Raw genomic sequence first — 13,248 nt, forward strand, 5'->3', positions numbered from 1 at the left:
CTGAGCGGCGGCCAAGTTGTCATACCGGTGAGTAGCCCTGCGTCGATCACCTGTCGAAGACTGACGTCCCCAACCAAGCACGACCTCACCCCGGTCACCCCTGCCCACCTCCGTTCCCCTCCTTTCCCCTCCTTTCCCCTTCCTTCCCACCCCCGTCCCGGCCTTTCCCCCGGCCCCGTCCCCGCCCCTTTCCCGGCCCTCGCCCGGCCCCGTCCCCGCCCCTTTCCCGGCCCTCGCCCGGCCCCGTCCCCACCCCTCGCCCGGCCTCGTCCCCACCCCCGCCCCGCCTTCCGCCTTCCGCCTTCCCGAACGAGTTGGAGCGCGCATGCCCCAGCACGTCCCTTCCCCACTGCTCGCGCCGGTTCCGCCGCCTCCCCACCAGCCCATGGTCGGGACCGTCCAGCCCCGCGCCCGCCGGAGCGAACCGCCCCGGCGCATCGCCTTCCTCGCCCACCGCGGCCTGGGCAATCCCGCCGCGGGGGGTTCGGAAGTCCTCATCGACCAGATCGCCTCCGGACTGACCGGGTTCGGTCACGACGTGACGCTGCTGTGCGGAGGCACCGCGGCGCGGCGCCCCTACCGCGTCGTGTCCGCCGGGGGCCCGCTCGGGCACTTCGCCGGCGCCCGGTCCGCCTTCGCCCGGCACGTCGGGTCGTGCGACCTGCTCGTCGAGGTGTGCAACGGCATGCCCTACCTGTCGCCGCTGTGGCACGACGGCCCGACCGTGTGCCTGGTCAACCACGTCCACACCGACCTGTGGGGGATGCGCTTCCCCCGGCCCGTCGCCCGTACGGGACGGCTGCTCGAACACTGGGCGCTCGCCCGGGCCCACCGGGGCAACCTCCTGGTCGCCGTGTCCCCCTCCACCGAGGAGGCGCTCCGCGCGATCGGGGTGCCGCCGGAGCGGATCCGCGTCGTGCACAACGGCGTCCACGAACCCGCGCCGCGGACCCCCCGGTCGGCGACGCCGGTCTTCGTCGCGCTCGGCCGGCTCGTCGACTACAAGCGCGTCGACCTCCTGCTGCGCCTGTGGGAGCGGGTCCGGCCGGTGACCGGCGGCCGGCTCGTCGTCATCGGCGACGGGCCGGAGCGCGAGCGCCTCGAACGACTGGCGGGCGCCGGCGTCGAGTTCACCGGCCAGGTGTCCGAGGAGGAGAAGCACCGGCTGCTGTGCGAGGCGTGGCTGCTGCTGCACCCCGCGGCCGTCGAGGGCTGGGGGCTCGTCGTGACCGAGGCGGGCGCGCGCGGCACGCCGACCGTCGGGTTCGACGTGCCGGGGCTGCGCGACTCCGTCCGGGACGGTGTCACCGGCGTCCTGGCGCGCGGGGAGTCGTCCTTCGCCGCCGCCTGGTGCACGCTGGCCCTCGACGCCCCGGGCCGGGAGGCCATGGGCGAGGCCGCGGCCCGGCACGCCGCCGCGTTCCGGTGGAGCGGCACGGTGCGCCGCTTCCGCGCCATCGCGACGGAAGCGGTGGAACGCGCCCGGCCGCGCGGCCGGGGCGGACCGGCGGAAGGCGCGCGCACGTGAGGGATCCGTCGTTCCGCCGTTCCCTGGCGCTCTTCCGGGCCTTCCTCCGCGAGCAGGACGACCCGCACACCGCGTACGAGCTCCTGGCGAGGGACGCCGCCGACCAGATCGAGCGCCACGTCCGGCTGGACGGCAGGATCGTCCTGGACGTCGGCGGCGGGCGCGGCTACTTCACGAGGGAGTTCCGGCGCCGGGGCGCCCACGGCTACCTGTTCGAACCCGACCTCGCCGAACTGGCGCCGGGCCAGAGGTCCGGGGCCGTCGTCGCGGACGGCTATCTGCTGCCGCTGGCCGACGGCACGGCCGACGTCTGCTTCTCGTCCAACGTCCTGGAGCACGTGCGCGATCCCGGCACGTTCCTCAGCGAGCTGGTGCGGGTCACCCGGCCCGGCGGCCTGATCTACGTCTCGTTCACCAACTGGCTCTCGCCGTGGGGCGGTCACGAGTGGGCGCCCTGGCACTACCTGGGCGCCGAGCGGGCGCGGGCCCGCTACGAGCGGCGCACCGGCCGGGCCGCCAAGCACCGGCTGGGCGAGAACCTGTTCGTGATCGGCGTCGGCCCGACCCTGCGCCGCGTCAGGGACCGGGACGACGTCGAGATCGTCTCCGCGCGCTCGCGCTACTGGCCCGTTCTCCCCGGGGCCGTCACCCGGGTGCCGGTGCTCCGCGAGTTCGCGACGTGGAACCTCCTCCTCCTACTCCGGCGGTGCCCATGACCACCACGCTCCACGCCCGTCCGCCGGCCCCGCCCGGTCCCGAGACCGGCACGGCGCCTGCTCCGCCGCCGAAGGCGTCCCGGCGCTGGCTGCTGGGCTTCTGGGCGGCGGTCCTCCTCGCCTTCCTGGCGGTCTCACCGGGCCGGATGACGTTCGACACCAAGCTGGGCGTCGTCACCGACCCGTGGAAGTTCCTGAACGACCTGGGCCAGTTGTGGCACGACCGGGCCGGTTTCGGCGGCATCGCCGACCAGTACATCGGCTACGTGATCCCGATGCTGCCCTTCCACGCCGCCGCCGACCTGGTGCGGCTGCCGGTCTGGCTGGCCGAACGGCTCTGGCTCTCGATCGTGGTCACCACCGCGTTCTGGGGCGCCCTGCGCCTGGCCGAACGGCTCGGCGTCGGCGCGCACGGCCCGCGGCTCGTCGGCGCGGCCGCCTACGCGCTGTGGCCGACGTTCACGATCGTCGTCGGCTCCACGTCCGCCGCCGCCCTGCCCGGCGCGATGCTGCCGTGGGTCCTGCTGCCGCTCACCCGCCCGGACACGAGCCCGCGGCTGACCGCGGCACGCTCCGCGCTGCTGATCCCGCTGATGGGCGGGGTGAACGCCGCGTCCACGCTGGCGTCGCTGCTGCCCGTCGGCCTGTACCTGCTGTCCCGGCCCCCGGGGCGCCGCAAACGGGCCCTGATCGCGTGGTGGACGCCGTGCGTGGTCCTCGCGACGGCCTGGTGGATCGTCCCGCTGCTGCTCCTGGGGGCGTACGGGGAGAACTTCATGCCGTACGTGGAGACTTCCCGGACGACCACGGCGACGATGTCGGCGACCGAGGTGCTCCGCGGCGCGGGGAACTGGGTGGGCTACCTGAACTTCGGCGAGGCGTGGCTGCCCGCCGGCTGGACCGTCGTCGCGTCGGCGCTCGTGGTGGTCTGCTCGGCGCTCGCCGCGGCGCTCGGACTGGCGGGCCTCGCCCGCCGGGACCTGCCGGAGCGGCGCTGGCTGGTGCTGACCGTCACCGTCACCGCCCTGATCACGCTCGCCGGGTACGGGGGCGCGTTCGGCGGCCCCTTCCACGCGACGGTGCGGGAGTGGCTGGACGGGCCGCTGGTGCCGTTCCGGAACGTCTACAAGTTCCAGACGGGGCTCGCCCTCGCACTGGTCCTCGGCCTCGTGCACCTGACCGCCACGGGCCTCCCCCGCCCGCTGTCGGCCCGGGCCCGCCGCCTCGGGCCCGTCGTGGTCGCCGCCCTCGTCCTGCCCGGCCTCGCCTGGCCGTACCTCAACGGGACGATCCTGCAGCCGGGGGCGTTCCGGAAGCTGCCCTCGCACTGGGAGGCCACCGCCGACTGGCTGGCCGAGCACGCGCCCGAGGACCGCGCCCTCGTCGTCCCGGCGACCGCGCACGGCATCCACACCTGGGGCTCGACGATCGACCAGCCCCTGGACGTCCTCGCCCGGTCCCCCTGGGCGCAGCGCGACTACGTGCCGTTCGGCACCCCCGGCAACCGGCGCGCCCTGGACGCCGTCGAGCAGGCCCTGGCGACCGGCGGCGAGGTCCCCGGGCTCGCCGCCTACCTGGCCCGGGCGGGGCTGTACCACGTCGTCGTGCGCAACGACCTCGACCCGGACCAGCTCGGGCACGTGCCCACGGCGACGGTGAAGCGGGCCCTGGAGGCCTCCGGGTACCGCCGGGTCACCGGCTTCGGCCCGCTCCTGACCGACGGCCGCATCCCCGACGACACGCCGCTGCAGGTCGAGGGGCTCTATCCGCGCCAGCGCGCGGTCGAGATCTACGCGCCCCCGGCGGGCACGCCGCGTCCCGGCCCCGCCCGGATGTCGCCGGTGTCCGACCTGGCGGTGGTCAGCGGCGGTCCCGAGTCCCTGCTGCCCCTGTCGGCATCGGGCGCCGTGACCGGCCGGCCGGCGGTCCTGGCCGGCGACGCCCACCCCGGCGCGGACGCCCCGGCGCTCCACGCGGCCGGCGACGGGCTGCGCCGCGCCGACACCCGGTTCGGCCTGGTGAACTCCGGCACGTCCCACACGTACACCGCCGAGGAGCGCAACGCCGAACGGGCGGTCCAGGACCCCGGGGCGGAGCCGCGCCAGATCCTGCCCGTCTCCGGCGTGCGCCACCAGACCACCGCCGTCCTGCGGGGCGCGGAGTCGGTGACGGCCTCGTCGGTGGGCAACTGGCTGTTCCACCTCCCCCAGTACGACCCCGTCAACGCCTTCGACGGCAACCCGGAGACCGCCTGGGCCGAGGGTTCCCCCGGTTCGCCCCGGGGCGAGTGGCTGCGGATCGCCTTCACCGGTCCGACCCCGGTCCCCGGGAGCCTGGACCTCACCCCGCTGCCCGGCGGCGCGCTGCGCGCCGCGCCCACATCGGTGCGGATCGAGACGGACCGCGGCAGCCGGGTCAGCCCGCTCCGCCCCGACGGCAGCACCCAGCGGGTCGCCGCGCCGGAGGGCGAGGCCACCTGGCTGAAGGTGACGGTCCTCGCGTCCCAGCAGGGCCGCCCCGGGCTGACCGGCGCCGGCTTCTCCGAGATCGCCGTCCCCGGCGTGCGGGTCACCCGGATGCTGCGCCTGCCGGACGACGCGCCGAGCGGGGCCACCGGCGCGGTGGCGTACTCGCTCAACCGCGGCAGCGATCCCGGCGGGCTGTCCGTCGCGCCCGCCGAGGTGGGACTGCACCGGGAGTTCACGGCGACCAGGCCGGGCGGGCACACCGTCAGGGCCTCCGCCCTGCCCGTACCGGGCAAGGAGCTCGACGACCTGCTGTTCGAACTGACCGGCAAGCGGGACAGGCTCGTGGTGAGCGCGGACTCGACCGCGCGGCTCGGCACGAACCTGAGCCCGCGCAACCTGACGGACGGCGACCTGACCACGGCGTGGGTCTCCGGCGACCGGCCCGTGCTCCGGCTGTCCTGGCCGGAGAAGACCTCCGTCGGCGAGATCGTCCTCGTCGCGTCCGGCGGTCTGGCGAGTCGGCCGGAGCAGATCCGGATCGGCTCTCCCGACGGGGCGGCGATCGCCTCGGTCGACGAGAACGGGGTCGCGCGGTTCTCCCCCGTCACGACCGACCGGATGGACGTCACGATCTCCCGCGTCGCGCCGCTGACCCTGCACAACCCGGTGGCGGACGCGCAGTTGCAGCTTCCGGTGGGCCTGAGCGAGCTGCACGTCCCGGCGCTGGAGAAGTACCGCGCGCCGCAGCCCGACCCGGCGAAGGGGTTCGCGCTGCCGTGCGGGAAGGGCCCGGTCCTCTCGGTCGACGGCCGGTTCCTGGAGACCCGGGCCGAGGGCCGGGTGCGGGACCTGACGGAGCGCCGTCCGATCGCCGTGTCCCTGTGCGCCGACGGCGGGCGGGTCTCCCTGGACCGCGGCACCCGCACCGTCGAGGCCGGGGACACCGGCCCCCTCGCGATCACCCGCGTCGACCTGACGGCCGGTGAGCCGCCGGCCGCCTCCGCCGCCGCCCCGAGGACCGTGGAGGCCGTGTCGGGCGGTGGCGACCGGCGCGTCCTGCGGGTGGGCGCCGGCGAGGCCTCGTACCTCCAGCTCCACGAGAACCACAACGCGGGCTGGAGGGCCGAGCTCGACGGGCGGGAACTGCGGCCGCTGCGCCTCGACGGCTGGCAGCAGGCCTGGCTCGTCCCCGCCGGAGCGGGCGGCTCGGTGACCCTGGTGTACGAACCCTCCCGCCTGTACGACACGGGGCTGGCCGTCGCCGGAGTGCTACTCGTGGTGCTCGCCGGGCTCGCGCTCGTCGGCCGCCGCCGGCACTCCGCACCGGCGGAGGACGGGCCGGAGACGGAGCCGCCCGGCCCCGGCCTGCTGCTCGGCACGGTCGTGCCGACCCTGGTGGGCGTGGTGGTCGCGGGACCGCTCGCGGCGATCGTGCCCGTGCTCGCCGTGGTCGCCCGGCTGCGTCCGGCCCTGCTCGGCCCCCTCGGCCTCGCGGCGATGACCGGGGCCGGGATCGTCGCCCTGACCGGCAGCGGCGAACCGACCACCCTGGGCCGGGGGGCGTACGGATCCGCCGCCCAGGTCCTCGCCCTGGTCGCCCTGTTCGCGGCGCTCGTCACCGTACGCGGCGAGCACTCCCCCCGGAGCGGCGCCCACCGCGCCGGGACGACGCCCCGGCCGCCGTCCGGCGAGCGGGAGGCGCCCGACGGGCGGGACGGGTGGGGGACGTCCGGACCGGCGGGCCGGGACGCCGGCGGCCCGTGGCCGCCCGACCGGCCGGGACGTCCCGGGGAAGGGGGACGCTGATGGCCGCCGGACAGCGGGCGGAGGTCTTCGGGCCGGCCCCGGACCGCGAGCCGCCGCGCGTACCGTTCCCGGTCGCGGACGAGATCGCCCGGCACTGCGCCGACGCGCGCGAGCCGAACACCGTGCACATCGAGATCCACCTGCCGGGCCGGATCCGGCCGGACCGCCTGCGCGAGGCGTTCGACCGGGCCCTGTCCCGGCACCCCCGGGCGCTGATGCGGGAGCGGCGGCGCGGACCGCTCGCACGTCACTACGAGTGGGAGCTGACCGACCGCCCCCACGGCGACGTGGTGCTCTTCCCGCCGTGCGCGCCCGGGGCCCTCGCCCGGGCCCGGGAGCGGGCCCTGGCCGTGGCCCCGTCGCTGCTCTCCGCGCCGCCGCTGCGCCTCGAAGTGGTCGAGGAGCCGGGGACCGACGGCTGCGTCCTGGTCCTCGCCGTGCACCACACGGCGCTCGACGGGCCGGCCTGTCTGCGGATCGTCGCGACCGCCGCGGAGATCTACGGCGGTTCCGCCGCCCCTCCGGTCGCCGCGCCGGCCCGCCCGCCGGCCGGGGGCCCCGCCCCGCGGCCGGCGGGTTCGCGGGCGGCGGTGGCGCGGGTCGCGCCGGGGAGCCCCGGGGACACGCCGGGGAACGCGATGCTGGTCACCGAACTGCCGGTGCCCCGGCGCGCTCCGGGCGCCCCGCACACCGTCAACGACCAGCTCATGGCCGCCACGGCGCTGACGGTCGCCGACTGGAACCGCCGACAAGGGGTGCCCGAGCGGCCGCTGCGCATCACCATGCCCGTCGACGACCGGACCCGGGGTCCTGCGATGCCGATCGGCAACGGCACCCGGCTGGTGGAGGTCGGCTTCGCGCCCTCCGAGCTGGAGCCGGGAACGGACGTCGGCACCCTGCTGCGGATCACGGCCGGGCGCACCCGCGCCCTCAAGGCGCTCGCCCGGCCGCCGCTGGGGCGCGGGGCCGCGCTGCTCACCTCGCCGGTCCTCCCGGTCGCCGCCCGGGCCGCCCTGACGCGGGGCGTGCGGCGCCTCGCGGCCCCGTGGACATCGACGACGCTGCTCAGCAACCTCGGCCGGATCCCCTACCCGCTCGACTTCGGCGACGCGGGCCGGGCCGGGGCGGTCTGGGTGTCGGCCCCGGCCGCGATGCCGCGCGGCCTGACGTTCACCACGGCGTCGACGGGCGGCCGGCTCCACCTGGTGCTGCGCTGGTCCCGGACGCTCCTGGGCGACGAGGACGGCCTCCTGCTGGGCCGGATGTTCGCCGACCGGCTCGCGACGACCGATGCGGAGGCACTGTGAGCGGCCCGAACGACGTGACGTCCGGCGGGAGGGCACGCGCCGGAGGAACGCCCGGTGGAGTGAAGCTCGATGGAGCAGCACCACGGGCCGGCGGGCCGGCGGGGCTGCGGGACTTCTACGAGGACCCCGCCGTCCCCGTGGCCTCCGGCGACGCCCGGAGCCGGCGGCAGGCCCGTCTGCTGGCCGCCGCGCTCGACCGGCCCGGCGCGCTCGTCCTCGACGTCGGCTGCGGCGACGGCACCGCCGCAGCCGTCGCGGGGCCGATCCTCGCCGGGCACCGGATCGTGGGGGTCGACTGGTCCCACGACGCGCTGCGCCGCGCGGGGCCGCGGATGTCCCACGTCGTGCGCGGCGAACTGGACGGCGGCGGGCTGCCGTTCGCCGACGGGTGCGCGGACGCCGTGCTGTTCAGCGAGGTCATCGAGCACCTCGTCGACCCCGACCGGGCCATGGACGAACTGCGGCGCGTCCTGCGCCCGGGCGGCCACCTGATGCTCTCCACCCCCAACCTCGCGGCCTGGTACAACCGCGCGCTGCTGCTGGCCGGCCGGCAGCCGGTGTTCTCGGAGGTGAGCCTCCGGGGCATCCACGGACGGCCCGGCACGGAAGTGGTGGGCCATCTGCGCCTGTTCACGGCACGGGCGCTCCGCTCGTTCCTGCGGTCGTCCGGTTTCGAGGACGTGCGCGTCTCCGCCGCGCCGTTCCACGGCGTGCCGCGCGGACTGCGCCTGATCGACCGCGCCGCGTGCGCGGTGCCCTCGGCGGCGTCCATCCTCCTCGCGCACGCCCGGCGGAGGTAGCGCCCGTGTGGTGGGGTGTGGGCGCGGCACTGGTCGCCAACGTCCTCTACAGCGTCGGCTTCGTCCTGGAGAAGCGGGCGCTGGGCGCGCTGCCCGCGCTCTCCGCCGGGCGGCCGGTGCGGGTGGTCGTCACGCTGGCGACCAGCCCGCTGTGGCTGGCCGGTTCGCTGGCGCTCGCCGCCGGCTTCGCCGCCCAGCTGGTCGTCTACCGGACGCTGCCGATCGCCGCGGCGCAGGGCGTCTTCGTGTCCGGCCTCGTCCTGCTCCCGCTCCTGTCGTCCGCGGTCCTCGGCGAGCGGCCCACGGGCCGGGAGCGCCACGCGCTCGGCGCGGTGCTCGTGGCGCTCCTCATGGTCGTGGCGTCGGTGCGCGAGGAGGACGAGGTCGTGGGCACGGAGGCGCCGTGGGGCCTGGTCCTCCTGGTGTCCGTTCCGACGCTCGTGACGGGAGTGGCGCTCTACGCCCAGGTCGAGCGGCGGGCGCGGCGGCGCCACCGGGTGCCGACCACCGGCATCGGGTACGGCGTGGCCGTGGGGCTGCTGTACGGCGTCAGCTCGCTCGCCGTCAAAGGGGCGGCGGGCAGGCTCACGGGCGACGGGGCGGGCGGGGTGGCGCGCGCCCTGCTCGGCTCGCCCTACCCGTACCTGATGCTGTTCACCGCCGGTGCCGGGCTCGTCATGTCGCAGACCGCGCTCCAGCGGTGCCGCGCGTCCCTGATCGTGCCCGTCTGCACGACGGTGACGGCCCTGTTCACGGCGGTGGTGGGGACGCCGGTCTTCGGGGAGCGCCTCCCGGACGATCCGCTGCCGCTGTTCCTCCGCGTGGCGGGAACGGCGCTGGCCCTGTCGGTGCTGCTCGCCATGCCCCGCCACGATCCCCCGCCCCCGGCCGGCGACACGGCCGTACCACCGCGTGCGGCAGACCGCCGGACCCGGTCCTTCATCCCGGCGAACGACGAGGATTCCCATGGACACCGACGAGACCCTGCTGCGCATCCTGGCCTGTCCCCTCGACAAGGGCCCGCTCACCCTGCCCGCCGGCCGGGACGTGCTCTATAACCCCCGGCTGCGCCTGCGCTACCCGATCGTGGACGGCATTCCGCAGCTCCTCCCGTCCTCCGGCCTCCGTGTCTCCGCCGAGGAGCACGAGCGGTACGCGGGTCCGGCGGAGGCCTGAACGACGCCGGGAGGGCACGGTGGTGCACCGTGCCCTCCCGGCCCGCGAGGCCCTCCCCGGGCTCAGCCGCGCGGTTCGTCCGAAGCGTCGGCGGGGACGGGGGGCGCCGTCGGCCGGAGCTTCAGCCAGACGAGGAAGAAGAGCCCGAGGGCGAGCATGCCCAGGCCCGTCCAGAGGTTGATGTTGACGCCGACGGCCTTCTTCAGGTCGGCGTCGTCGGCGGTGACGCCCGCGAGGGTCACGATCACGCCGTAGAGGGTGAACAGGCCGCCGATGATGCGCCGGATGTCGAAGAGCCGGGCGGCCGTGGCGGACTTCCGTTCCAGCTCGGAGACTTCGCGCTGCAGTTCGGACATGGTGGGTGCCTCCGGGCGTTCAGAAGGAGTACGGCAGGTAGCAGAGGGCGGCCAGGACGACGGCCCCCCAGCCGAGGAGGGCGGGGCGGCGGTACCAGGCGTCGTCGCCGTCGGACGGCGCCTCGTCCATGCCGGGCGACCTCGTCCCGTACACGAGCCCGGCCAGTTCGGCCTCGGGCTTGGGGGCGGTGAAGAGCGTGACGACGACCATCACCACCGCGCCGGCGACGAAGCCGACGATGGCCGAGACGAAGTTGGCGCCCTGGTCGGTGGGGATGCCGATGACGCCCTGCTTGTAGATGACGAAGTAGTTGACCATCGCGGCCACCGTGCCCGCGATCAGGCCCCAGAAGCCGGACTTGACCGAGGCGCGCTTCCAGAACATGCCGATGATGAAGACGACGAACATCGGCACGTTGAAGAAGGAGAACAGGGTCTGGAGGTACCCCATGATGTTGGAGAAGCTGGCGGCGAGGAAAGCGGTGCCGATGGAGGCGAGGACGCCGAGGGCGGTGACCAGGCGTCCGAAGCGCAGGTAGTAGCCGTCCTCGCGGCCCTTCACCACGTACTTGGCCCAGATGTCGGCGGTGAAGACGGTGTTGAACGACGACACGTTGGCGGCCATGCCCGCCATGAAGGCGGCGAGCAGGCCGGTGACGGCGATGCCGAGCACGCCGTTGGGCAGCAGCTCCTGCATCAGCAGCGGGATGGCGTCGTTGTAGGTGAGGCCGGAGCCGTCGGTGCCGATCCTGGGCACCAGGACGGCGGCGACCAGGCCGGGGATCATCACCACGAAGACGATGAAGATCTTGGGGAACGCGGCGATGAGCGGGGTGCGCCTGGCCGCCGACAGGTTCTTGGCGGACAGGGCCCGCTGCACCTCGGCGAAGTTGGTGGTCCAGTAGCCGAAGGAGAGGACGAAGCCGAGGCCGAGGACGATGGTCAGCCAGTTGGCGCCGAGCGGGTTGGCGTCGCCGATGCCGGTGCCGCCCCAGGCGGACAGGAAGTCGGCGCCGTGCTCCTTCTCCAGGGAGGAGGTCAGGCCGTCCCAGCCGCCGACCCGCTTGAGGCCGAGGATCGTGAGCGGTATGAGCGCGGCGAGGATCACGAAGAACTGCAGGACCTCGTTGTAGATCGCCGAGGAGAGGCCGCCGACGGTGATGTACGCCAGGACGAAGAACCCGGCCACGACGATGGAGACCCACTGCGGCCAGCCGAGGAGCGCCTCCACGACGATCGACAGGGCGTAGAGGTTGACGCCCGCGATGAGGATGGCGGCGAAGGCGAAGAGGACCGAACTCAGCAGGTGCGCGGGCCGGTCGAAGCGCTGGAGCAGGAACTCGGGGACCGAGCGGACCTTGGAGCCGTAGTAGAAGGGCATCATCACCAGGCCGAGGAAAACCATGGCGGGGATGGCGCCGATCCAGTACCAGTGGACGACGGCCACGCCGTACTGGGCTCCGGTCGCCGCCATGCCGAGGATCTCCGTGGCTCCCAGGTTGGCGGCGACGAACGCGAGCCCGGTGACCCAGGCCGGGAGCGACCGGCCCGAGAGGAAGAAGTCGAGGCTGGTTCTCACACTCGCCCGGGCGGCGAAGCCGATGCCCAGGACCACGACGAAGTAGATCGCCAGGATCGAGTAGTCGAGCCAGTTGGTGGGGAGCCGCAGCTCCGCGGCCAGGTGCATGGGGTACTCACTTCGTCGCCCGAAAGGAACAGGCGCGAACCTACGCACGAAACGACAAGAAGTGAACAGCAGCTTTGGTCATTTTTGATTGATCGTGATCGAACATGGTGGAAATTTCCGACAAAAGCGTAGGTAGGGAGCAGCGGCGTGAACCCCGGCGGCCGGGTGGCCGGCCGCCGGGGCGCTGCGGGACGGACGTCAGCCGAGCCGCGGGTCCCACTTCATGTTCTCGCCGCCCCAGCAGTCCCAGATCTGGATGCGGGTGCGGTTGGCGGTGTTCTGGCCCGCCGCCTCCAGGCAGCGCCCCGAGTTCGGGTTGCGCAGGGTGCCGTCGGCGTTCAGGACCCACTTCTGGTTGGCGCCGCCCCAGCAGTCCCGGATGCCGACGGCGCTGCCGTTGGCCGTGGCGCCCGCGCCGCCCGCCACTTCCAGGCACTTGCCGACCGCGCGGACCGTGCCGTCGGCCGCGAAGGTCCACTGCTGCGGCGCGCCGCCCCAGCAGTCCCACAGGATGACGGGGGTGCCGTTGGCGGGGTTGCCGTCGACGACGTCGAGGCAGCGCCTGCTCTGGCGGCCGACGAGGGTGCGCGAACCGGTGGAGCCGCCGTCGGCGGTGAAGGAGAAGTCGTCCACGGCGAGCCCGGCGCCGCCGACCCACGGCTCGAAGCCCGCCTGGACGCTGGTCATGTACCAGGAGGACTGGATCTGGCCGCGGGAGACCGCGTCGTCGGTGAAGGAGCGGATCGCGAAGTTCAGGGAGCCGGTGCCGCCGGTGCGGACGTAGGAGATGACGTTCCAGCCGATGTTGCCGATCCACACGTCCCAGGTGGCGCCCTCGATGGTGGCGGTGGCGACGCGGGAGCCGATGGGCTGCGGGCGGCCGCGGTGGTCGAGCCAGATCATCAGCTCGGCGCCGGTGTTCTGCCCGTCGGTGCGGGGCGTCGGGTCGAACCAGATGTCGTACGAGGCGTTCCACTCGCCGGATCCGGGCCGGGTCATGGCCACGGAGCTGCGGGCGGCGCCGGACTCGGAGACCCGGCGGGGCAGTCCGCTGCCGGTGGTGCAGTTGCCGTAGTGGCAGCCGGCGTAGATCGAGGGGTAGCCGGCGGGCACGTTGTTCGTGGGGTTGTCGTGCTCGGCGACCGTGACGGCGAAGCCGCGCTCGCGGACGTCGACGCACTGGCGGGTGGTGGCGCCCCAGCGGTTGTTCTGCACGACGTACCGGCCCTGCTGGACCGTCGTGGAGGCGTACTGGTCGCACAGGACGGGGGCCGCAGCGGCGGGCGGCGCGGCCGTCACGAGCGAGCCGAGGAGCGTCGCGAGGAGCGCGAACACGGCTGCCCACAGGGGTGTGCGGCGGCCGGTGGGGGACGGTGCCTGGGGTGGCATGCGGGTCACCTTTCG

The 13,248-nt window shown here is 74.7% G+C and carries 9 protein-coding genes and 1 pseudogene; 7 read left to right on the forward strand and 3 right to left on the reverse strand.

Features of this window, described 5'->3' with window-relative positions:
- The first annotated feature begins 325 nt into the window (after positions 1-325).
- The 7 genes and pseudogenes from ACWGSR_RS01165 (at position 326) to ACWGSR_RS01195 (ending at position 9,801) form a co-directional block, all read left to right on the forward strand.
- Positions 326-1,528 carry a glycosyltransferase family 4 protein gene (locus ACWGSR_RS01165; RefSeq protein WP_453562820.1) on the forward strand — a complete coding sequence of 401 codons (1,203 nt, stop codon included), beginning with the start codon at positions 326-328 and terminating at the stop codon, positions 1,526-1,528.
- The gene (locus ACWGSR_RS01170) at positions 1,525-2,244 is read left to right on the forward strand and encodes a class I SAM-dependent methyltransferase (RefSeq protein ID WP_376242996.1); all 720 of its coding nucleotides are present in this window, start codon (positions 1,525-1,527) and stop codon (positions 2,242-2,244) included. The genes ACWGSR_RS01165 and ACWGSR_RS01170 overlap by 4 nt, the downstream gene beginning before the upstream one ends.
- Complete coding sequence (locus ACWGSR_RS01175; RefSeq protein ID WP_453562822.1) at positions 2,241-6,518, forward strand: alpha-(1->3)-arabinofuranosyltransferase domain-containing protein; 4,278 nt, start codon at positions 2,241-2,243, stop codon at positions 6,516-6,518. The genes ACWGSR_RS01170 and ACWGSR_RS01175 overlap by 4 nt, the downstream gene beginning before the upstream one ends.
- Positions 6,518-7,825 carry a condensation protein gene (locus tag ACWGSR_RS01180; RefSeq protein WP_453562823.1) on the forward strand — a complete coding sequence of 436 codons (1,308 nt, stop codon included), beginning with the start codon at positions 6,518-6,520 and terminating at the stop codon, positions 7,823-7,825. Before ACWGSR_RS01175 ends, ACWGSR_RS01180 begins: the two co-directional genes overlap by 1 nt.
- 59 nt (positions 7,826-7,884) lie before the next feature.
- A complete protein-coding gene (locus ACWGSR_RS01185) occupies positions 7,885-8,625 on the forward strand; it encodes a class I SAM-dependent methyltransferase (protein ID WP_453562824.1) in 741 nt (246 codons plus the stop codon).
- A gap of 5 nt (positions 8,626-8,630) precedes the next feature.
- Positions 8,631-9,515, forward strand: a pseudogene (locus ACWGSR_RS01190) (hypothetical protein); the annotation flags it as partial.
- Between the two features lie 76 nt (positions 9,516-9,591).
- Positions 9,592-9,801 (forward strand): Trm112 family protein, encoded by a 210-nt coding sequence (locus ACWGSR_RS01195; RefSeq protein ID WP_376242988.1) that lies wholly within the window; start codon positions 9,592-9,594, stop codon positions 9,799-9,801.
- Between the two features lie 62 nt (positions 9,802-9,863).
- On the opposite strand, the gene ACWGSR_RS01200 is transcribed toward ACWGSR_RS01195, so the two are convergent.
- The 3 genes from ACWGSR_RS01200 to ACWGSR_RS01210 form a co-directional block, all read right to left on the reverse strand.
- Positions 9,864-10,157: a hypothetical protein gene (locus ACWGSR_RS01200; RefSeq protein WP_383319790.1), complete on the reverse strand. Its 294-nt coding sequence runs from the start codon at positions 10,155-10,157 to the stop codon at positions 9,864-9,866.
- Positions 10,158-10,176: 19 nt separating this feature from the next.
- Complete coding sequence (locus ACWGSR_RS01205; RefSeq protein ID WP_376242984.1) at positions 10,177-11,844, reverse strand: sodium:solute symporter family protein; 1,668 nt, start codon at positions 11,842-11,844, stop codon at positions 10,177-10,179.
- A gap of 198 nt (positions 11,845-12,042) precedes the next feature.
- Positions 12,043-13,233 carry a GH12 family glycosyl hydrolase domain-containing protein gene (locus tag ACWGSR_RS01210; protein WP_453562826.1) on the reverse strand — a complete coding sequence of 397 codons (1,191 nt, stop codon included), beginning with the start codon at positions 13,231-13,233 and terminating at the stop codon, positions 12,043-12,045.
- Positions 13,234-13,248 lie beyond the last annotated feature (15 nt).

Source organism: Streptomyces sp. NPDC055632, assembly GCF_053618675.1.